Source organism: Steroidobacter flavus (assembly GCF_042651805.1).
Classification (GTDB): Bacteria; Pseudomonadota; Gammaproteobacteria; order Steroidobacterales; family Steroidobacteraceae; genus Steroidobacter; species Steroidobacter flavus.
In genome coordinates this window covers 1,075,082-1,096,746 of the sequence record NZ_JBHSDU010000003.1, presented here as the reverse complement: position 1 = coordinate 1,096,746, position 21,665 = coordinate 1,075,082, and the positions used below count along the sequence as shown (strand labels likewise).

Sequence of the window (21,665 nt, the reverse complement as noted above, 5' to 3'; positions counted from 1 at the left end):
TCACTCGACCGTGCACTGATTGATTTCTTCCAGACTGGTGATGCCGGCCTTCACCTTGGAGAGGCCCGATTTGCGCAGATCCCAGATGCCTTCCGCGGCCGATTGCGCGGCGATATCCACCGCGTTGCCATCCTGAAGGATGATGCGCTGGATTTCCTCAGACACCGGCATCACCTGATACAAGCCGGTACGACCCTTGTAACCGTCGGTGCACGATCCGCAGCCGACCGGCTTGTAGATCTTGATACCTTCGTCGATTTCTTCCTGCGTAAAGCCTTCCTTGAGTAATGCTTCGGCAGGCATTTCCATCGGCACTTTACAGTTATTGCACAACCGGCGGGCCAGGCGTTGCGCGATGATCAACGACACCGAGGTCGCGATCGCGTAGGGCTTCACGCCCATGTCGATCAGACGGGTCAACGTCTTCGGCGCGTCGTTGGTGTGCAAGGTGGACAGAACCAGGTGGCCGGTCTGGGCGGCCTTGATCGCTATTTCGGCGGTCTCGAGGTCTCGGATTTCGCCGACCATGATCACGTCCGGGTCCTGACGCAGGAACGCGCGCAGCGCCGAGGCGAACGTCAGGCCGACTTTCGGATTGACATTGACCTGATTGACGCCGGGCAAGTTGATTTCCGCCGGATCTTCGGCGGTGGAAATATTCGTGTCCTCTTTGTTGAGGATGTTCAAGCCCGTGTACAGCGACACGGTCTTACCGCTACCCGTCGGGCCGGTGACCAGGATCATGCCGTGCGGCTGCGCCAGCGCATTCATGTACAGCTCTTTCTGCGCCGGCTCGTAGCCGAGTGCGTCGATGCCGAGCATGGCGCTGGAAGGATCGAGAATACGCGCGACGATCTTTTCGCCGAACAGCGTGGGGCAGGTGCTCACGCGGAAGTCGATGGCGCGATTCTTCGAAATGCGCATCTTGATGCGGCCGTCTTGCGGGATGCGACGTTCCGCGATGTCCAGACGCGACATGACCTTGATACGCGCCGCGAGCTTGATTGCCAGCTGCACGGGCGGGCTCGCGATCTCTTTCAAGAAGCCGTCGAGGCGCAGACGAATGCGATAAGACTTTTCGTAGGGCTCGAAGTGAATATCGGAGGCGCCGCGCTTGATGGCGTCGAGCAGCACCTTGTTGACGAAGCGCACGATAGGCGCGTCTTCCACGTCGTCGCGGCTCGCGGCCGCGCCATTGTCATCCTCGTCGCCGCCGGTGACTTCCAGGTTCTCCAAATCCAGATCGTCATCGGCCAGCGCCGGCATCTGGGTGTCGACCTGTTCCATGGTCTTGTTGGCGATCTTCTGCAGCTTGTCCTCTTCGACCACCACCGCTTCGATGGACAGGCCGGTCTGGAACTTGATCTCGTCCAGCGCATGCAGATTGGTCGGATCGGAAACGGCGACGAACAGGCGCTTGCCGCGCTTGAGCAGCGGCAGTACGCGGTGCTTGGCCAGCAGCTTGTCGGAGACCAGCTTGACGACATCGAGGTCGAGCTGAATGGCATCGAGGTCGAGCAGCGGCGCGCCGAACTCCTGCGCGGCCGCGATGGCGATTTCCTTGGCATCAGCGATGCCCTGGCTCACTAGGTGCGAGACCAGGTTGGTGTCGCTCTCCTTGGCGGCCGTCATGGCCTGCGTCATGGCCTGCTCGTCGACCAGCCCATCCTGAATGAGGCGCTGTGGCAGGCCCTGCATGACCAGGCGCGGATTGAGAGCCGGTGCGACGTTGTCAGCCATGGGGATTGTGGAGGGCGGAAAAATGACGGTTAGTTTTACCGTAAGCCGGGCAGCATGCAAATTGTCAAATCAGCGGCAATGCTCGCATATTTCAGCGGCTTTTCAGCGTGACCGGGCTCACACGAGCGGCGTGTTTTTCGCCCCGTCCAAAATAAAGAAAGCCCCTCCGGAGAGGGGCTTTCGATCACTGCGATTACAGTGGCCGGCACATTAAGTGCGGCAGTTCGAAGGCAGGTACTTCGCGAGCACCGTGGTGCCATCGACAGCCGACGGAACGGTCGGGTCGGTCACGCCGGCAGGAGCCGTGGCGCGGCCACAAACCCAAATCACGTCGCCGTTGGTGCTCAGGCGCGGACGCAGGTCGAGCAGCGGGGTCGCGGTCAGGTTCGCGTTGGCCTGGTTGCCGTACGTGATACGGATCGTGCCCGGGTTGCTCAGCGTAACGCTGGCGACGTACTTGCCGCTCGGGTTGTTGGTGTAGCCCAGCTGACCAGCAGCGTTACCAACCAGGTCGGTCGGCCATGCGCCCTTGTCGGCATAGTACTCAGCAACGCTCGCCTTCACGGCGCTCGCCAGGTTCAAGCCTTCAGTGGCCTGCGAACGGATCGTGTAGTCCTGATACGCCGGGATGGCGATAGCCGCCAGGATGCCGATGATCGCAACCACGATCATCAATTCGATCAGGGTAAAACCCTTTTGGACCTGCTTCATCATGAAAAAATCTCCAGACAGTGGGTTCGAAACAACAGCGGCTGATTTCGCCAGCGAGAGTACCAAAGCAAAGGCTGTGCCAGCGATGCGTCCGTCTCGTAAGTTGCTGTTACTACAAAGGATGAAGCGGGTGTTGCGCAGTTAAGTCACATTGCCGATTCGGCCTGACCCGGTCACGTCGGGGCGCAAAGTGACCATTTGCGTCAGATGCCGACGTTCAGCGGAGACAAGCGGAATTGGCGACGGCCGGTCGGCGAATCGAGCGCGCTCGCTTGCTACTCGATCCCGAGCTTTTTGATCCGATAACGTAGCGAGCGGAAGGTCATGCCGAGCAGCTGCGCGGCCTTGGTCTTGTTGTAGCGGGTCTGCTCCAACGCGCGGACGATCGCGTCGCGTTCGATGTCTTCGAGCGCGTCGCCGAGTTTCTCGCCTGGAGCGACGCTGCTGGGAATCGGGACTTCGTTGTTCGCGACCTTGGGCCGCAGCTGCAGATCGCCCACATCGATTACGCCGTTCACGCACAGCGTTGCCGCGCGCTCCAGCACGTTTTCCAGCTCGCGCACGTTGCCGGGGAAGTGATATTCGCGCAGCGCTTTCGAGGCGGCTTCGGTGATGCGCAACGATCGATTGCCGATCTGCCGGCCGAGACGGGTGATGATGGAGTCGACCAGCTCATCGATGTCTTCCAGGCGCTCGCGTAACGGCGGCACGCGGATCTCGATGACGTTCACGCGGTAAAACAAGTCCTCGCGGAATTTTCCTTCCGCGACTTGCGCCGAAAGATTCTTGTGAGTCGCCGACAAAATGCGCACGTCGATAGGTTGCTCGCGCGATTCACCGACCGGCCGGACGGTTTTCTCCTGGATCACGCGCAGCAGCTTCACTTGCATGTGCAGCGGCAGATCCGCAATTTCATCCAGGAACAATGTGCCGCCCTCGGCGGATTGAATCAGACCTTGCTTGTCCGCGACGGCGCCGGTGAAGCTGCCTTTGCGATGACCGAACAGCTCGCTCTCCATCAGCTCGGTGGGAATGGCGCCGCAATTCACCGGTACGAACGGCCCTTCGCGGCGCGGGCCGGCTTCGTGAATCAGATGCGCGACCAGTTCTTTACCGGTGCCTGACTCGCCGTAGATGTGCACGGGCGCCTGACTGCGCGCGACGCGCTCGATCATTTCGCGCAATTGCTCCATCGCGCGCGAACGTCCGAGCAGTTTCACCTGCGGCAGCTGGATCGTGCTCTCGACGCTCTCGCCCAGCTTGAGCGTGGCGACGATGAGCTTGCGCAAAGCCGCCACGTCGACCGGCTTGGAAATGAAATCGAATGCGCCGAGCTTCAGTGCGCGCACGGCGGTCTCGACGTTGCCATGCGCGGTGATGACAGCGACCGGCGTCTGCGGCTTGTGCGTTTGAATCCACTCGACCAGGCTCAGCCCGTCGCCGTCGGGCAGGCGCATGTCGGTCAGGCAAAGATCGAACGCATTGGCGCGCAGCTCACGCGTGGCCGCGGCAATCGTGTCGGCCGCGGTCACGTCGAGATTCATTCGTTCGAGCGTGATACTCAGCAGCTCGCGGATGTCCGGCTCATCGTCCACGACGAGCGCGCGGGGCTTCTTCACTGGGTTTCCCAACGTTGAGGATCGGCGAACACGAGACGGAAAATACTACCACCCCCGGAGCGGGGCTCATAAATCAGCACGGCGCGATTGCATTGGGCCAACTCCCTGGCGATGAACAGTCCCAGACCCGTGCCACCCTTACCGGCCGTGAAAAACGGCTCGAAAATTCGTTCTGCGTCGGTCGCGGTGATACCCGGGCCGCGATCCAGCACCTCCAGCATCGGCCGTTCCGAGGTCGCCATGCGGCCGGTACGGATCTCGATCGCATCATTGGAATCGAAGTTGCGGCCGTACTTCAGTGCGTTCTCGCACAGATTCCACATAAGTTGATGGAGATGCGACGGATCGATGCGCACTTCCAGCTCCGGCGCGGAGGTGGTGATGTACAGCTTGCTGGCATCGACCTGCGCCGTCTGCCGGAATTCGCCGACGAAGTCCTCCAGCCAGCCGTTCAGCTCGATGCGCTCCTGGCGCGTCGAGTCCCTGCGTGACAATTGCAGGACGTTGTTGATGATCAGGCTGATGCGATCGCCGTTCTTGGTGATGATGTCAGTCAGGCGCCGCTCTTGCGCGGTGAGTTGCGGCGCTTCGGCGAGCAATTGCGCGGCGTGACTCATCGCGCCTACTGGATTGCGGATCTCGTGCGCGATGCTGGCACTGAGCCGGCCGAGCGCGGCCAGTTTCGATTGCTGAACGCGCTCGGCGATCAGCGTCGTGTCTTCGAGAAAAATCAGCGTCGGTCCGCCGCCGCCGTTACTGCGCAACGAGACGAAGTGCGGCTGCACGAGACTGCTGCCGTCGGACGTGAGCAATGACAGCGAGCTCAACTGCCAGTCATAAGAGTGACGACGCCAGGTATCGAGCAAATACAACAAGCGCGGCGAGACTTCGCCCAGCGGCGTGCCGGCCGCCACTTCATGGCCGTTCAACATGGATGCGGCCGATTCGTTGATCAGACGAATCATATCGTGGTCATCCACGACCAAAATACTCTCACGCAAGTGTTGAACGATGAATTGATTCAGCTCGGCGAGATTGGCGACGTCGACTTCGCGCTGGCGCACGCGCTCTTCGCTTTCACGCAGGCTGCGCGCGAGCGGCCCGACGCCGAGCGTGACGATGAACATCAGCGCGCCGACGATGCCCGCCGATGCGAAATCCGCCGGATCGCTGCGAGCCGCGAGCGTCGTGAAAGCCTGCTGTAACAAAAGTGCCAGCGCCGCGACCGCCGCGAACATCAGTGCCAGTCGCTGTCCGACGACAAAGCTCGCTGCACCAATAGGCAGCACCAGCAACGCGCCGAGGCCGCTGTTCATGCCGCCGCTGGAGTAGGTCAGAAACGAAATCGCCAGTACGTCGACGCCGACATTGAACGCGGTCTGCCACATGCGATCGGGCCAGCGCCGCCGCAGCGTCGGAATCGACAGCGCGGCGAACAGGAAGTACGCAATGCTGGTGAAGAAAAACAGCCGCGCATTCGCTTGTCCGACCAGCCGCGGCTCGAGCGTCCAGTACAGCACCATCAGCAGCAGCGGAATCAGCAGCCGAAACAGATTGACGAGCGCCAGCACGCGCCAGGCCAGCTCCTCCGAGGAGCCCCAGGGCAACGTGGGGGTGGGCTCGGCCGGCGGCTCCGCCTGCGGCCGTTCACCGATTTTCAATGAGGGCTCCGAGGACATTTCTTAGTGATCGTGCCTTTGCATCCCGGCCGAATTCCTCCAGAATACGCGGCCTTTGACTGTCGTTATTTTCACCGTCGCGATTTTAACCCCGCGGAACCGACCAGTCCGGAATTCAGTACCGCCCATTTTCGCCAGCGCATCTAAAGCCCCATGAACCTGCACGAATACCAGTCGAAAGAGTTGTTCGCCAGTTACGGCATCCCGGTCCCGAAAGGCATTGTGGCTGCCACCGGCAGCGAAGCTGCCGAAGCCGCGCGCAAGCTTGGCGGATCGAAATGGGTCGTCAAGGCACAGGTTCACGCCGGTGGCCGCGGCAAAGCCGGCGGCGTCAAGCTGGTGGATTCGCCGGAAGCGGCCGATAAGGCGGCCGAGGCCATGATCGGTCAGCGCCTGGTCACGCATCAGACCGGCCCGGAAGGTCTGCCGATTCGCCAGGTGTACGTCGAGCAGGGCTCGAAAATCGCGCGCGAGCTGTACCTGAGCCTGGTGCTCAATCGCGATAAAGGCCACATCGCCTTCATCGCCTCCGCCGCCGGCGGCATGGACATCGAAGAAGTCGCCGAGCACACGCCGGAGAAAATCACCCGCGTGAACATCAATCCGGCCACCGGCCTGATGCCCTCGCACGCTCGCGCGATTGCGTACGGTCTGGAGCTGGAAGGCGATCAGATCGCCGAGTTCGGCAAGATCGCGCAGGCGCTCTACAAGCTGTACCTCGAAAAGGACTGCGCGCTGCTCGAAGTCAATCCGCTGATCGTGACCGGCGAAGGCAAGCTGGTGGCGCTCGACGCCAAGATCAACATCGAAGACAACGCGCTGTTCCGTCAGAAGGAGCTCGCCAAGTGGCGCGATGCCAGCCAGGAAGACGCGATGGAGCGCGCGGCGGCCGAGCACGAGCTGAACTACGTGTCGCTCGACGGCAATATCGCGTGCATGGTGAACGGCGCGGGTCTCGCGATGGCGACGATGGACCTGGTGCAGCTGCATGGCGGCGCGCCGGCCAACTTCCTCGACGTGGGCGGCGGTGCGACTCGTGAGCGCGTCACCGAAGCGTTCAAGCTGATTCTTTCGAACAAGAACGTCGAAGCCATCCTGGTGAACATTTTCGGCGGCATCGTCCGTTGCGACATGATCGCAGAAGGCATCATTCACGCGGTGAAGGATGTCGGCGTGAGCGTGCCGGTGGTCGTGCGCATCGAAGGCACGAATGCCGAGCTCGGCCGCAAGATCCTGGCCGACAGCGGCCTCGCGATCACGCCGGCGGCGGACCTTACCGATGCGGCCAAGAAAGTGGTCGCCGCCGCCAAGGCGAAGTAAGGCGCGCTTCGTTCAACCGTTAACAGATATTCAGCACTACCATGTCTATTCTCGTAAACAAGAACACGCGCGTTATTTGCCAAGGTTTCACCGGCAAGCAAGGCACGTTCCATTCCGAGCAATGTATTGCTTACGGCACCAAGCTGGTCGGCGGCGTGACGCCGGGCCGCGGTGGCGAAAAGCATCTCAACCTGCCGGTATTCAACACCGCGCGTGAAGCAGTGAAGGAAACCGGCGCGACCGTCAGCATGATCTACGTGCCGGCGCCGTTCGCCGCCGACGCCATCATCGAAGCGGCTGACGCCGGCATCGAGCTCATCGTGTGCATCACCGAAGGCATTCCGGTGAACGACATGGTGAAAGTGAAGGCCTCGCTCGCCGCTTACGGCAGCCTGCTGATCGGCCCGAACTGCCCCGGCATCATCACCCCGGGCGAGTGCAAGATCGGCATCATGCCGGGTTTCATTCACAAGCCGGGCAAGATCGGCATCGTGTCGCGCTCCGGCACGCTGACGTATGAAGCCGTGTTCCAGACCACCAATGCCAAGCTCGGTCAGAGCACCTGCGTTGGCATCGGCGGCGATCCGGTGCGCGGCATGAACTTCATCGACGTGCTGGCGCGATTCCAGGAAGACCCGAAGACCGAAGGCATCATCATGGTCGGCGAGATCGGCGGAGCCGATGAAGAAGCGGCCGCTGAATTCATTCGCGAGAATGTCACCAAGCCGGTCGTGTCCTACATCGCCGGTGTCACGGCGCCTCCGGGCAAGCGCATGGGCCACGCTGGCGCCATCGTTTCCGGCGGCAAAGGCACCGCGGCTGACAAATTCGCCGCGCTCGAGCGCGCTGGCGTGCGCACGGTGAAGAGCCCGGCCGATCTGGGCAAGGCCATCATCGAACAGCTGGCCAAGGGCGGTAAGAAGGCGAAGGTCGTGTCGTTGCCTGTGAAGAAGGCGGCTCCGGCTGCGAAGAAGCCCGCTGCCAAATCCAAGGTTGCAGCGAAGAAGCCGGCTGCCAAGGCCGCTCCTGCTGCGAAAAAGCCGGTGAAGGCTGCGGCCGCGGCGAAGAAGGCTCCGGCCAAGAAGACCGCGCCGGCGAAAGCCGCGCCCGCCAAGGCCAAGAGCAAGGCTCCGGCTCGCAAGAAGTAATGAGCTCAGGTCCGCGGCGGTTTCGGCCGCCGCGGATTTCGCCCGCAGATCGCTCCTTTCCGCAAGCGCTATCATCAGGCCATGTCCGCCTCTCTTCGTATCGCGCTGGCCCAACTCAACCTGTTCGTCGGCGATGTCGCGGGTAATGCCCAGCGGTTGATCGACACGTCCGCGCAAGCTCGTGACGACATGCGCGCCGACCTGGTGTTGTTTCCCGAGTTGAGCCTCAGTGGTTATCCGCCCGAGGATCTGCTGTTTCATAGCGGTCTGCGCCGGCAGGTGAAAACAGCGATGGATCGCGTGCGCAATGAAACCAGCGGCATCACTGTCGTCGCCGGTTATCCCGAGTACGCCGAGGAAGGCATCTACAACGCGGCGGCCGTGCTTTGCGATGGCGAGACTATTGCCACCTATCGCAAGCAGGAGCTGCCGAACTACAGCGTGTTCGACGAGAAGCGCTATTTCAAGCACGGTCGCGACACCTGCATCTTCGAGCTGAAAGGCATTCGCATCGCGCTGCTGATCTGCGAAGACATCTGGGAACCGAATCCCGCGCGGGCCGCGAAAGCCGCCGGCGCACAGCTCATCGTCGTCATCAACGGCTCGCCTTATTCGCTGCGCTATCAAGAGCGTCGCGAAGATGTCGTGCGGGCGCGCGTGAAAGACACCGGCTTGCCTGTGGTGTATGTGAATTTGCTCGGCGGTCAGGATGAACTGGTGTTCGATGGCGGCTCGTTCGTGATGAACGCGCAGGGCGAAGTCGTGCAACGGGTTCCGCCGTTCATCGAAGGTTTGTTTGCTGTCGAGGTGGATCTCGTCGACGGCAAGGTCGTGCCGCAGCCTGCGCACATCGAGCCGCCGCTGTCCGAAGAAGCGAGCGTCTACAACGCGCTCGTGCTCGGCGTGCGCGACTACGTCAGCAAACATCGCTTCCCGGGCATCGTGCTCGGTCTTTCCGGCGGCATCGATTCGGCGTTGACGCTGGCCATCGCCGTCGATGCGCTCGGCTCCGATCGGGTGAGCGCGGTGATGATGCCGTCGCGATACACCTCGCAATGGAGTCTCGACGACGCCGCTGAAGAAGCGAAGACGCTCGGCGTTCGCTATGACGTGATTTCCATCGAAGGCATGTTCGCGACCGCGCTCGACGCGCTCAAGGACGTGTTCGCCGGCCGGCAGCCCGACACCACCGAAGAAAACATTCAGGCGCGCAGCCGCGGCCTGCTGTTGATGGCGATTTCGAACAAGACCGGCCGCATGGTGCTCACGACCGGCAACAAGAGCGAAATGGCCGTGGGCTATGCGACGCTGTACGGCGATATGGCCGGCGGGTTCGCCCCCATCAAAGATTGCAGCAAGATGCTGGTGTATCGGCTCGCGAAGTACCGCAACTCCATCGGTCGCGTGATTCCCGAGCGGGTCATTGAGCGTCCGCCGTCGGCGGAGCTGCGTCACGATCAGAAAGACTCGGATTCGCTGCCCGAGTACGACGTGCTCGACGCCATTCTCGAATTGTTCATCGAGGACAACTTGTCCGTCGACGAAATCGCCGCTCGCGGCTTCGATCGCGCGACTGTGGGTCGCGTGCTCGAGATGGTGAAGCGCAATGAATATAAACGTCGCCAGGCGCCGCCCGGCGTGAGAATCAGCGACCGGGCGTTCGGTCGCGACTGGCGGTATCCGATTACTTCTGGCTACAAGACCAAGGTCTGAAGTTGCCCGGTGTTCGGTAGCAGGAGCCTGCTACCAGAATTTCCACCAATGTTTCTTCTGCTGCTCAGGCTCGACCTGCGGCTCGTTCAACTGCGCGTAGTTCTCGGCCATCACCTTCTCGGTATCGGCGGCGAGATCGGTCATGCCCAGACGGCGATACGACTCGGCCATGATTTCCAGCGCCTGGCGGATCTGCGGTGAGCCGTCGTAGTTCTCGATGGCGTACTTGGCGCGATTGATCGCGCCCACGTAGGCGCCGCGCTCCAGGTAATGGCCGGCAACATAAACCTCGTACGAGGCGAGGCGGTTGCGCAGGAAGATCATGCGCTTGCGGGCATCCTCGGCGTATTCGCTGTTCGGGAACCGCTGCACCAGGGTCTGGAAGGACTGGAACGACTTGCGCGCGTCGATCGGGGGACGCTGCGACAGGTCGGCGTTGAACCAGCGCTCCAGGAAGTTCGGGTTGCGCTCGAACTGCACCAGGCCCTTGATGTAGTAGGCGTAGTCGACGCGCGGGTGGGCGGGATTCTCACGGATGAACTGGTCCGCCTGGTCGATGGCCGCCTCCGGCTCCCGGTTCTTGTAGTAGGCGTACATCAGGTCCAGCTGCCCCTGGCGGGCCGCGTTGGTGAACGGGAAGCGCGCCTCGAGCTGCTCGTAGTACTGGGTGGCGTCGCGATAATTGCCGTTATCGGAGGCCTTTTTGGCCATCTCATAGAGCTTGTCGGCATTGCCGATCTGCTCTTTGGGCTTGTTGCCGCAACCGGTGAGGCTCAGCGCCAGCAGCGCCGCCGTGGTCAAGAAGAGGATCCGCATGCGAGAATTCAGGCCCTTTGCAAGCGATTCTAGTACTCGTGCCGCCCGGCAGTAACGCCGTGGCGGGGATGGATTTTCAAATCCGTCCCCCTTGGAGGCGGCGAGTATAGCTACAGTTCCCCCCAAGATGTCCGAACCCGTAAACCACCAGCTGACCATCCCCTTCGAGCACGCCGGGCAGCGCCTGGACCAGGTGCTCGCCGACCTGCTCGAGGGCTATTCCCGCACCCGGATCAAGGAGTGGATCGACGCCGGCCAAGTCCGGGTGAACGGCGCTCAGCTGCGCCCCAAGGACAAGGTGCTGGGCGGGGAAAGCGTCGAAATCAACGCCACCCTGCCGGACCAGGTCAGCGTCGAGCCCGAAAAGATCGGGCTGAACATTGTTCACCAGGACAAGCACGTGCTGGTCCTCAACAAGCCCGCTGGGCTGGTCGTTCACCCGGGCGCGGGCAACGCGGCCGGCACCCTGCAGAATGCACTCCTGCACTTCGACGCCAAGCTGTCCCAGGTCCCCCGGGCCGGCATCGTGCATCGGCTCGATAAGGACACTAGCGGGCTCATGGTCGTCGCTCGGACCGTCGAAGCTCATACGGCCCTGGTGCGCATGATTGAAGCTCGCGAAGTGGAGCGTGAGTACGAGGCGGTCTGCGTCGGCGTGATGACCGGCGGCGGCGTGGTCGATGCGCCGATCGATCGTCATCCGGTCGATCGTTTGAAGATGGCCGTGCGCGAAAACGGCCGCGAGGCGGTGACTCACTATCGGGTCGTGACTCGATATCGAGGCCACACGCACGTGCGGTTGAAATTGGAGTCGGGGCGCACGCATCAGATCCGCGTGCACATGATGCATATCCATTATCCGCTGGTAGGCGATAAGGTTTACGGCGGTCGTATGTTGTTGCCGAAGGGCGCGTCGCCCGAGTTGGTGGCGGCGCTGCGCGGCTTCAAACGCCAGGCGCTGCACGCGGCCCGGCTCGCGTTCGAGCATCCGGTGAGCGGCAAGCCGATCGAGAATGAAGCGGCGTTGCCGGCCGATATGCAGGAGCTGCTGGGCATACTCGCTGCCGACACGGCGGCGGCCGCCGCCGCGGCTAAACGGCGCTAAAGGTCATGGCTGACTGGATTACTCCCAACTGGCCCGCGCCGCTGAATGTGAAAGCAGCCGCGACGCTGCGCACGGGCGGGGTGAGCGAGGGGGCGTTTTCCAGCCTGAATCTCGGCTCGCACGTCGGCGACGAGCCTTCGGCCGTCGCGGAGAATCGGCGGCTGGTTCGGGCCGCGTTGAAGTTGCCGGCCGAGCCGATCTGGTTGAATCAGGTGCACGGGATCAACGTCGTCGATGCGACCAGTGGCGCCGTGGCTGGGAGCTTCCGCAATGCTTCTAGTTCGAGGCCGAGCGACGCCAAGGATGCGAGCTTGACCAGCGGCAAGGGCGCGAGTCCGAGCGAAACCAAGGCAGGCGGCTCGATTATCGGCAAGGGCGCGGGTTCGAGCGAAACCAAGGCAGGCGGCTCAATTATCGGCAAGGGCGCGGGTTCGAGCGAAGCGGCCGGCGCAAGCCGCTCCCCAAACAACCCGGCGAGCGCCGAAGGCGCGACGCCGGCAGCGCCGCCGACGGCGGACGCATCCGTTGCTCGCGGCGCGGGCGCGGTTTGCGTCGTCATGACTGCTGACTGTTTACCCGTCCTGTTCTGCGATCGCGACGGCACGCGAGTCGGCGCGGCTCATGCGGGTTGGCGCGGCCTTGCTGGCGGCGTCCTGGGCGCGATGATCAAAGCGCTCGATATTCAGCCATCGAAGCTGATGGCCTGGCTCGGCCCCGCCATCGAACAGGAGGCGTTCGAAGTTGGCGACGACGTTCGCGAAGCCTTCTTGAAACTAGCGACCGAAAACGCCACTGCGTTTCAAAGCAACGCACGCGGTCGCTGGCAGGCCGACTTGTATCAATTGGCCCGCAACGAACTGGCAAGGCTGGGCGTGACCGCCGTGTACGGCGGCGGCTTTAACTGCTTCGCCGATAGCGAACGTTTCTTTTCCTACCGCCGCGCGAGCCGCACTGGCCGCATGGCCACGCTGGTCTGGCTCGAGTCATAGCACGCATCGAGCCGTAGCCCGCATCGAGCCGTAGTACGCATCGAGCCGTAGTACGTATCGAGCCGTAGCACGCATCGACAAGCGGGGACGGCGACCGCGATGCCATGATCGGTGTTTGTATGGTCAGGTGACCGCTGGCTCGAGGGCGAGGACGCCGGGCGCGACGGCCGGCCCGCTTGACACGCGTGATAACCTGCCCGGTCATAACCAACATCGTCTGTTAGCTCGCGAGTCTGCTGCGGCGTGACTGGCAAGCGGCCGGTTCGCGAATCTCCGAAACATGCATCTGCTCGGCTGGATCATTTTGTTTACTGCCATCGGCGGCTTCTTGAGCGCGCTGGCAGCTTCCATTTTCCTGGTCGTGCCAGACCGGGTGCGCACGCGCGTCCTTCCGCATCTGGTGAGCTTCGCGACCGGCGCCTTACTCAGCGCCGCGCTGCTGGGTCTACTCCCACATGCCGTAGAAGCCGCGGGTGTTTCCAAAGCGCACGAACTGGGCATGACCCTGCTCGGCGGCTTGCTGCTGTTCTTCGTGCTGGAAAAGATGGTGCTGTGGCGGCACTGCCATGCCGACGTGTGCGAGGTTCACGTGAACCCCGAACCGCAACCGCACGCGCATGTCCACGGGCACCACCACAACCACGTGCACGCACACGCTCATGGAGGCACGCACGACCAGCGCCGCGATCAGGCCTCGGCCATGCTCATCCTGATCGGCGACGGCTTCCATAATGTCCTCGACGGCGTGCTGATCGCCGCGGCCTTCATGACCGACGTGCATTTGGGCATCGTGACCGCCATGGCGGTGTGTGCGCACGAGATCCCACAGGAAGTCGGCGATCTGGCCATTCTGCTCAATGGCGGCATGAAGCCGTTGCGCGCTCTGACCCTCAATCTGCTCACCAGCGTGACTTCCGTGGTGGGGGGCGTGGCGGCGTATTTCGCGCTGGCCCAGGTTCAGGGCGTATTGCCGTACGCCATCGTGCTGGCGGCATCGAGCTTTCTTTACATTGCGGTCGCCGACCTCATTCCCGGCCTTCACCGCAAGGTCGACCCGGGCTCGGGCGTCTGGCAGCTGGTGTATATCGTGCTCGGCGTGGCGGTGATCTACGTCAGCCACAGCCTGGCGCACTGACCCGTAGCCCGCCCGGAGAAGTCCGGGGTGTTCTTTGGTCAGGAACACAGTTGAATTCCCCGACCTTTCTCCCCAGATCGCTGGCAAGGTTGAGAGGCGCCAATTGCAGGGCTGCGCCCGGGAAGAATTCAGATGCGAATGGACAAATTCACCAGCAAATTCCAGCAGGCCCTGGCCGATGCCCAGTCATTGGCCGTGGGTCGCGACAATCAGTACATCGAGCCGGCGCACCTGTTCGTGGCGCTGCTCGATCAGCAGGGCGGCACGGTCCGACATCTGCTCGACAAGGCCGGCGTCAAGGTCAACCTGCTGCGTTCGCAGCTGGGAGAAACGCTCGACAAGCTGCCCAAGGTCGAAGGCACGGCCGGCGAAGTGCACGTTTCCAACGAGCTGGGCCGTCTGCTGAACGTGATGGACAAGCTCGCGCAGAAGCGCGGCGATCAGTTCATCTCCAGCGAGTTGTTCGTGCTCGCAGCCCTCGAAGATAAAGGCCAGATCAGCACGGTGCTCCGGAATGCCGGCGCCGTGAAAGGCTCCATCGAGCAGGCCATCGACGAGCTGCGCGGCGGCGAGAAGGTCAACGACGCCAATGCCGAAGAGAGCCGTCAGGCGCTCGAGAAATACACCGTCGATCTCACCGAGCGTGCCGAGCAGGGCAAGCTCGATCCGGTCATCGGCCGCGATGACGAGATCCGCCGCACCGTGCAGGTCCTGCAGCGCCGTACCAAGAACAACCCGGTGCTGATCGGCGAGCCCGGCGTCGGCAAGACCGCCATCGTCGAAGGTCTCGCGCAACGTATCGTCAACGGCGAAGTGCCCGAAGGCCTGCGTAACAAGCGCATTCTTTCGCTCGACATGGGCGCGCTGATCGCCGGCGCGAAATTCCGTGGCGAATTCGAAGAACGGCTCAAAGCCGTGCTCAACGATCTCGCCAAACAGGAAGGCCGCGTCATCCTGTTCATCGACGAGCTGCACACCATGGTCGGCGCCGGCAAGGCCGAAGGCGCGATGGACGCGGGCAACATGCTCAAGCCCGCACTCGCTCGCGGCGAGCTGCATTGCGTGGGCGCGACGACGCTCGACGAATATCGCAAGTACATCGAGAAGGACGCCGCGCTCGAGCGTCGTTTCCAGAAAGTGCTGGTGAACGAGCCGTCGGTGGAAGACACCATCGCCATCCTGCGCGGCTTGAAGGAACGTTACGAAGTTCACCACGGCGTGGAAATCACCGACCCGGCGATCGTCGCGGCGGCCACGCTTTCGCATCGATACATCACCGATCGGCAGCTGCCGGACAAGGCCATCGACCTGATCGACGAGGCCGGCTCGCGCATTCGGATGGAGATCGACTCCAAGCCCGAGGCCATGGATCGGCTCGAGCGCCGGATCATTCAGCTCAAGATCGAGCGCGAAGCTCTGAAGAAGGAGAGTGACGAAGCCTCGAAGAAGCGCCTGAAGGCGCTCGACGAACAGCTGAGCGCGCTCGAAAAGGAATATTCCGACCTGGAAGAAGTGTGGAAGGCCGAGAAGGCGTCCGTGCAGAGCGCCGCCGGCATCAAGGAAGAGCTGGAGCGCACCAGGCTCGAATTGGAAACGGCGCGTCGTGCGCAGGATCTCGGGCGCATGTCCGAGCTCGCGTACGGCAAGATTCCCGAGCTGGAGCGTCGACTTGCTCAGGCCACGGCGGCCGAACAGCAGGCGGATCAAAAGAAACTGCTGCGTAACAAAGTCACCGATGAGGAGATCGCCGAAGTCGTCTCCAAGTGGACCGGCATTCCCATCTCCAAGATGCTGGAAGGCGAGAAGGAAAAGCTGCTGCGCATGGAAGAGCAGCTGGGCAAGCGCGTCGTCGGTCAGCGCGAAGCCGTGCAGGCGGTGTCCGATGCGATCCGTCGCTCGCGTGCCGGCCTCTCCGATCCGAATCGGCCCAACGGTTCGTTCCTGTTCCTCGGTCCGACCGGTGTCGGTAAGACCGAGCTGAGCAAGGCGCTGGCGGAATTCCTGTTCGATACCGAAGAGGCCATGGTCCGCATCGACATGTCGGAGTTCATGGAGAAACATTCCGTGGCCCGCCTGATCGGCGCGCCTCCCGGCTACGTCGGTTACGAGGAAGGCGGCTATCTGACCGAAGCCGTGCGTCGTCGGCCGTACTCGGTGCTGTTGCTGGATGAGGTCGAAAAGGCTCATCCGGACGTGTTCAACGTGCTGTTACAAGTGCTGGACGACGGTCGTCTCACCGACGGTCAGGGCCGCACGGTCGATTTCCGCAACACCGTCATCATCATGACGTCGAACCTCGGCTCGCATGCCATCCAGGAACTGTCGGGCGAGGCGAACTACGCCCAGATGAAACAAGCCGTGATGGAGAGCGTGCAGCAGCACTTCCGCCCGGAATTCATCAACCGGGTGGACGACATCGTGGTGTTTCATCCGCTGGGGCGGGAGCAGCTGCGCGCCATCGTGGACATTCAGCTGGCGTATCTGCGGAAGCGGCTGGCGGAGCGGGATATCGAGCTGCAGCTCGATCAAGCGGCCACCGATCGCTTGGCCGAAGCCGGCTTCGATCCGGTGTACGGTGCCCGGCCGTTGAAGCGCGCCATTCAGCAGCAGCTGGAGAATCCGCTGGCTCAACGCATCCTCAAGGGCGAGTTCGGCCCCGGTTCGAAGGTGCGTGTCACGGTCAAGGATGGCGAGCTGGCATTCGCTCGGGGCTGATTTTCTAGCGGCAACAACTTGAAGATTCGGCGTCCGCCTCTATGATGCGCCGACGCCGAGTCGCCTTGTTTGTGACCGAGAACAACCATGCCGTTTTACGAATACGAATGCTCCAACTGCAAGTTCTACGTCGAGACCCTGCAGAAGATTTCCGATGAGCCGCTGAAAAAGTGCCCGAGCTGCAAGAAGCCGACGCTGAAGAAGCTGATCTCCGCTCCGGTGTTCCGCCTGAAGGGCGCCGGCTGGTACGAGACGGACTTCAAGTCCGAGGGCGAGGACAAGCGCAACCTCGCCGACCGCGAAGAGCCGGCCGAGAAGGCCGAGGACAGCAAGTCCTCCAGCGACACCAAAGCTGACAAGGCTGAGGCCAAGGCCGAGAAGAAGGCCGAGTCCAAGGCCGAGGTGAAGACCGGCGCCGACAAGAAGGCTCCCGCCAAGGCCGCCCCGGCCAAGGGCAAGAAGCCGGCCGCCAAGGCCCCGGCCAAGCGCCCGGCCCCGAAGAAGGCTGCGCCGGCGAAAAAGAAAGCCAAACGGCGGTAATCGCCCCGCGCCTGACCGGCGCCGCTTGTCTGTGATCTGAAAGCGCCCCGCGCCAGCGGTGGCGCGGCCAGCGCCGGAAGGCGCCTACCCACCGGGCGCCGGGCAATCCGGCCCGGCTGGCCGTCTCGACCCCCGGAAGTCCTTGCCTTGCGCCGCCTCGGGGGGCTCCGTAACATCGCGCGCTCCCTACGTCCCGAGCCTTTTTCCATGCGCTCCCATTATTGCGGCCAGGTCAACGAGTCCCTTATCGGCAAGGAAGTCAGCGTCGCTGGCTGGGTGCACCGCCGGCGTGACCATGGCGGCGTGATCTTCGTCGACCTGCGCGACCGCGAAGGCCTGCTGCAGATCGTGTTCGACCCCGATGCCAAGGACACCTTCGCCGACGCCGAGCGTCTGCGCGGCGAGTTCTGTATCCGCATCAAGGGCCTGGTCCGCGCCCGCCCGGCTGGCACCGCCAATTCCAACCTCGCCTCGGGCCAGGTCGAGCTGCTGTGTAAGGAGCTGGAGATCCTGAGCCGCTCCGAGACCCCGCCGTTCCATCACGACGAGCCGGTCAACGAAGAGCTGCGTCTGAAGTATCGTTACCTCGACCTGCGTCGCGATGTCATGCAGAAGCGCATCCGCCTGCGTCATCAGGTGACGCGCGCCATGCGCGACTATCTCGACAGCAACGGCTTCATCGACATCGAAACGCCGATGCTCACGAAGGCGACCCCGGAAGGCGCGCGTGACTATCTCGTGCCCAGCCGCACGCATCCCGGTCAGTTCTTCGCGCTGCCTCAGTCGCCGCAGCTGTTCAAACAGCTGCTGATGATGGCGGGCTACGATCGTTACTATCAGATCGTCCGCTGCTTCCGTGACGAAGACCTGCGCGCCGAGCGTCAGCCGGAATTCACTCAGCTCGATATCGAGACGTCGTTCCTGAGCGAAGAGCAGATCATGCAACTGATGGAAGCGCTGATCCGCTCCATCTTCAAGACCGTGCTCGGCGACGATCTGCCGAACCCGTTCCCGCGTATGACCTACGCCGAAGCGATGCGTCGTTACGCGTCGGACAAGCCGGATCTGCGTATTCCGCTCGAGCTGGTCGACGTCGCCGATCTGGTCAAGGGCTGCGATTTCAAAGTGTTTGCCGGCCCGGCCTCGAACCCGGACGGTCGCGTCGCCGCGCTGCGCGTGCCGGAAGGCGGCAGCAAGTTGTCGCGCAAGGAGATCGACGATTACACGACGTTCGTCGGACGCTACGGCGCGAAGGGCCTCGCCTATGTGAAGGTGAACGAGAAAGCCAAGGGCCGCGACGGCCTGCAGTCGCCGATTCTCAAGTTCCTGAGCGACGACGCGGTGGCCGGCATCCTGTCGCGCACCGGCGCGCAGGACGGCGATCTGATTTTCTTCGGCGCGGATACGGCGAAGGTCGTGAACGACGCCATCGGCGCGCTGCGTATCAAGGTCGGCCACGACTTGAAGCTGGCCAAGACCGGCTGGCATCCGCTGTGGGTGGTCGACTTCCCGATGTTCGAATGGGACCCGGATGCGAAGCGCTGGGCCGCGCTCCATCACCCGTTCACCGCTCCTCGCATCGAAGACGCGGCCGCTCTGCGTGCCGATCCGAAGAACGCGCTGTCGAAGGGTTACGACATGGTGCTCAACGGCTCCGAAATCGGCGGCGGCTCGGTGCGTATCCACCGCACGGAAATGCAGTCGACGGTGTTCGATCTGCTCGGCATCTCCGCCGAGGAAGCCCAGATCAAATTCGGCTTCCTGCTCGAAGCGCTCAAGTTCGGCACGCCGCCGCACGGTGGTATCGCGTTCGGTCTGGACCGCATCGTGATGTTCATGGCGGGCACGGATTCCATTCGTGACGTCATCGCGTTCCCGAAGACGCAGACGGCTGCGGACTTGATGACCAGCGCACCGACGGGTGTGTCCGAAGAGCAGCTGAAGGAGCTGCATATTCGGGTGAAGCTGCCGGTGAAGGTGGAGGGTTAACGCCCGTTAGTTGATTGGCGCCTCAAACATTTGAGGCGCACACGCTCTCCCTGGGGGATCGACGATGACGCGGGTCCGGGTTGATGCCTTCACTATCTCTCTCGACGGCTACGGCGCCGGTCCCGATCAGGACCTCGAGAATCCGCTGGGCGTCGGCGGGACCGATTTGCATCAGTGGCTGGTCGCGACACGTACGTTCCGACGGATCGTGTTGGGCGCCGACGGTGGCACCACGGGGATCGACGACGACTTCGCCGCGCGCAGCTTCAAGAATGTGGGCGCCTGGATTCTCGGACGAAACATGTTCGGACCGATCCGCGGTCCCTGGCCCGACCTGAACTGGAAAGGCTGGTGGGGAGCTAACCCGCCCTATCACGTTCCAACTTTCATCCTGACGCATCACGCGCGCCCGCCCCTCCAGATGGAAGGCGGCACGACCTTCCACTTCGTCACCGGCGGTATTCACGAGGCGCTCGACCGGGCGCGCGATGCAGCCAACGGCATGGATGTGCGCATCGGCGGCGGAGCAAACACCCTCCGTCAATATCTTCGTCCGGGCCTCATCGACGAGCTGCACATCGCTATCTCGCCGGTCGTGCTGGGCCGTGGCGAGCGATTGTTCGAAGGCGTGGACGTGCGCGCCCTGGGATACGAATGCGTTCAGTTCGTTGCGTCGGAGAAGGCCACCCATGTCGTACTCCGGCGCCGGGTGGAGAGTGACGCCTGACAACCGGTTGCAAAGTCCGGGGGAAACATGGGCACGACCAGGCTCGAGGCGTTCAGCGACGGCGTCATCGCGATCATCATTACGATCATGGTGCTCGAACTGAAAGTGCCCCATAGCCCTACCTTGGGAGCGTTGCAGGCGCTCGTGCCGGTGTTCGGCAGCTACGTCCTCAGCTTCATCTACGTGGGCATCTATTGGAACAACCATCATCACATGCTGCACGCGTGCTCGCGGGTGACCGGCGGCATTCTCTGGGCGAATCTGCACCTCCTCTTCTGGTTGTCGCTATTGCCGTTCGTCACCGGCTGGATGGGGGAGAATCACTTCGAGGCAGCTCCTTCCGCGCTCTACGGCTGCGTGCTCCTGGCGGCAGCGATCGCTTACTCAATTCTGCAGCGGACGATCATCAAGGTGCAGGGCCCTCAGTCGTCGCTGAAAGCCATGGTCGGTAACGACTGGAAGGGCAAGCTCTCGCCGCTGCTGTATCTGCTCGCCATCGTCTCGACCTTCTTTTGGGTGTGGGTGGCGCAGGTGCTGTATGTTTTGGGAACGATCCTGTGGCTGGTGCCCGATCGCAGAATTGAAAGATCGTTGAGTCACGACGGCGCTTGATGGCAGTGCCTGTCTACATCATATGACCTCGAAAGATCGACCGTGGACTGGGATGAGGTGACGACCTTGCAAACGTGTCGGCTGCGCTGAGGAGTAGAAGTATGAGTTGGGACATCTTCGTCCAGGACATGCCGCCATCGATTGTATCGCCTGCTGACATCCCGCGTGATTTTGTGCCGGCGGCGCTAGGTCAGCGTACCGAGATCATTCGAAAGATCTGCGAGGTCGTGCCTTTCGCAAATTTCACGGATCCCGCCTGGGGGTTGATCGACGGGCCGGGATTCAGCATCGAAGTCAATCTGGGAGACGCGCCCATCGTTCAGGGGTTCGCATTTCATGTGCGCGGAGGAAATACAGCCGCCGCTGTCATTTCGGATATCCTCGCTCACATGGGGTTTCGTGCGTTCGATACAGCGTCGGAGAGCGGCATGTTCGAGCCAGGTGCTGCTGCCGAAGAATCGATGAGCAGGTGGCGAACATATAAAGACAGTGTGTTACCCCGATGAGCCCGCCTGGACTGAAGGCGATGCACGCAGACAGCGGAGAGAGTCGCATGATCCGATCGTTGCTTTACGTTTTCATTCTCATGTTCGCATGGCCGGTGCACGCAAGTGTCGTGTACTACTTGGTTGCTATGCCTGAGCCGCAAGTGCCGGAACTGGTGAAGAGCGAAGTCGCGCTCACCCAAGCGCTCTTCGAAGGCCAGAATCCCGATCGGTTGTATCTGGATAAGGCGTGGCATGGGATTCACTGGCTGCTGGCAAAATCCGCGGGCAGCACGGATGAGCCTCTGTCGAAGCTCATCATGGGCGGCAAGCCCGTTGGAGTGAAGTTGCCGTACGGCCAACCCAGGGTCCATACGGCTGCCGAAGTGAAGCGATTTGCATCTTTGCTCGACGCTGTCGATATCGATAAGTTGGCGAAGAACTATGATGTCGCCGCGATGGATGCCGCCTATATCTATCCCGAGGGTTGGGGCGACGAGCCGGACAATCTTGAGATCCTCAAATCTTTCTTCGTCGATTTGAGAGATTTCTATCGTCGCGCGGCCAAGGACGGAAAAGCGGTTTTGTATGCGTGGAGTTGAGGCGGCGCACTGGGAGATCT

At 62.3% G+C, this 21,665-nt stretch carries 16 protein-coding genes and 3 pseudogenes; 14 read left to right on the top strand and 5 right to left on the bottom strand.

The window, feature by feature from the left end; genetic code table 11:
- From pilB to ACFPN2_RS10340, 4 genes are all read right to left on the bottom strand, one after another.
- Entirely contained in the window at window positions 1–1,740 is a 1,740-nt protein-coding gene (gene pilB, locus ACFPN2_RS10355; RefSeq protein ID WP_380596530.1) for a type IV-A pilus assembly ATPase PilB, read from the bottom strand.
- Between the two features lie 210 nt (window positions 1,741–1,950).
- On the bottom strand, window positions 1,951–2,454 hold the full coding sequence (locus tag ACFPN2_RS10350; protein WP_380596529.1) for a pilin: 504 nt from the start codon (window positions 2,452–2,454) through the stop codon (window positions 1,951–1,953).
- A 272-nt stretch (window positions 2,455–2,726) separates the two neighbouring features.
- Window positions 2,727–4,070, bottom strand: coding sequence for a sigma-54-dependent transcriptional regulator (locus ACFPN2_RS10345; protein ID WP_380596528.1), 1,344 nt, complete (start codon window positions 4,068–4,070; stop codon window positions 2,727–2,729).
- Window positions 4,067–5,731, bottom strand: a complete 1,665-nt coding sequence (locus ACFPN2_RS10340; RefSeq protein ID WP_380596527.1) for a sensor histidine kinase — start codon at window positions 5,729–5,731, stop codon at window positions 4,067–4,069. The genes ACFPN2_RS10345 and ACFPN2_RS10340 overlap by 4 nt, the downstream gene beginning before the upstream one ends.
- 171 nt (window positions 5,732–5,902) lie before the next feature.
- Here ACFPN2_RS10340 and sucC point away from each other — a divergent pair, with 171 nt between their 5' ends.
- From sucC to ACFPN2_RS10325, 3 genes and pseudogenes are all read left to right on the top strand, one after another.
- Entirely contained in the window at window positions 5,903–7,069 is a 1,167-nt protein-coding gene (sucC, locus tag ACFPN2_RS10335; RefSeq protein ID WP_380596526.1) for an ADP-forming succinate--CoA ligase subunit beta, read from the top strand.
- A 41-nt stretch (window positions 7,070–7,110) separates the two neighbouring features.
- A pseudogene (gene sucD, locus ACFPN2_RS10330) lies at window positions 7,111–7,974 on the top strand (succinate--CoA ligase subunit alpha); the annotation flags it as partial.
- 324 nt (window positions 7,975–8,298) lie between these two features.
- Entirely contained in the window at window positions 8,299–9,930 is a 1,632-nt protein-coding gene (locus ACFPN2_RS10325; RefSeq protein ID WP_380596525.1) for an NAD+ synthase, read from the top strand.
- Window positions 9,931–9,960: 30 nt separating this feature from the next.
- Here ACFPN2_RS10325 and ACFPN2_RS10320 read toward each other — a convergent pair whose 3' ends face one another.
- Entirely contained in the window at window positions 9,961–10,731 is a 771-nt protein-coding gene (locus ACFPN2_RS10320) for an outer membrane protein assembly factor BamD (protein WP_380596524.1), read from the bottom strand.
- A 142-nt stretch (window positions 10,732–10,873) separates the two neighbouring features.
- On the opposite strand from ACFPN2_RS10320, the gene rluD reads away from it, so the two are divergent.
- The 11 genes and pseudogenes from rluD to ACFPN2_RS10265 all read left to right on the top strand — a co-directional run bounded on the left by rluD (window position 10,874) and on the right by ACFPN2_RS10265 (window position 21,645).
- On the top strand, window positions 10,874–11,851 hold the full coding sequence (gene rluD / locus ACFPN2_RS10315; RefSeq protein ID WP_380596523.1) for a 23S rRNA pseudouridine(1911/1915/1917) synthase RluD: 978 nt from the start codon (window positions 10,874–10,876) through the stop codon (window positions 11,849–11,851).
- 5 nt (window positions 11,852–11,856) lie between these two features.
- Window positions 11,857–12,168: pseudogene (locus tag ACFPN2_RS10310) on the top strand (laccase domain-containing protein); the annotation flags it as partial.
- A 189-nt stretch (window positions 12,169–12,357) separates the two neighbouring features.
- Window positions 12,358–12,840: pseudogene (pgeF, locus tag ACFPN2_RS10305) on the top strand (peptidoglycan editing factor PgeF); the annotation flags it as partial.
- Window positions 12,841–13,120: 280 nt separating this feature from the next.
- On the top strand, window positions 13,121–13,975 hold the full coding sequence (locus tag ACFPN2_RS10300) for a ZIP family metal transporter (RefSeq protein WP_380596522.1): 855 nt from the start codon (window positions 13,121–13,123) through the stop codon (window positions 13,973–13,975).
- A 138-nt stretch (window positions 13,976–14,113) separates the two neighbouring features.
- On the top strand, window positions 14,114–16,690 hold the full coding sequence (gene clpB, locus ACFPN2_RS10295) for an ATP-dependent chaperone ClpB (RefSeq protein ID WP_380600094.1): 2,577 nt from the start codon (window positions 14,114–14,116) through the stop codon (window positions 16,688–16,690).
- A gap of 87 nt (window positions 16,691–16,777) precedes the next feature.
- Entirely contained in the window at window positions 16,778–17,230 is a 453-nt protein-coding gene (locus ACFPN2_RS10290; protein ID WP_380596521.1) for an FmdB family zinc ribbon protein, read from the top strand.
- 207 nt (window positions 17,231–17,437) lie between these two features.
- Window positions 17,438–19,219: an aspartate--tRNA ligase gene (gene aspS, locus ACFPN2_RS10285; RefSeq protein ID WP_380596520.1), complete on the top strand. Its 1,782-nt coding sequence runs from the start codon at window positions 17,438–17,440 to the stop codon at window positions 19,217–19,219.
- A 64-nt stretch (window positions 19,220–19,283) separates the two neighbouring features.
- Complete coding sequence (locus ACFPN2_RS10280) at window positions 19,284–19,946, top strand: dihydrofolate reductase family protein (RefSeq protein ID WP_380596519.1); 663 nt, start codon at window positions 19,284–19,286, stop codon at window positions 19,944–19,946.
- Between the two features lie 27 nt (window positions 19,947–19,973).
- Window positions 19,974–20,558, top strand: a complete 585-nt coding sequence (locus ACFPN2_RS10275) for a TMEM175 family protein (protein ID WP_380596518.1) — start codon at window positions 19,974–19,976, stop codon at window positions 20,556–20,558.
- 101 nt (window positions 20,559–20,659) lie between these two features.
- Window positions 20,660–21,064 (top strand): hypothetical protein, encoded by a 405-nt coding sequence (locus ACFPN2_RS10270; protein WP_380596517.1) that lies wholly within the window; start codon window positions 20,660–20,662, stop codon window positions 21,062–21,064.
- A 47-nt stretch (window positions 21,065–21,111) separates the two neighbouring features.
- Complete coding sequence (locus ACFPN2_RS10265) at window positions 21,112–21,645, top strand: YfbM family protein (RefSeq protein ID WP_380596516.1); 534 nt, start codon at window positions 21,112–21,114, stop codon at window positions 21,643–21,645.
- Window positions 21,646–21,665 lie beyond the last annotated feature (20 nt).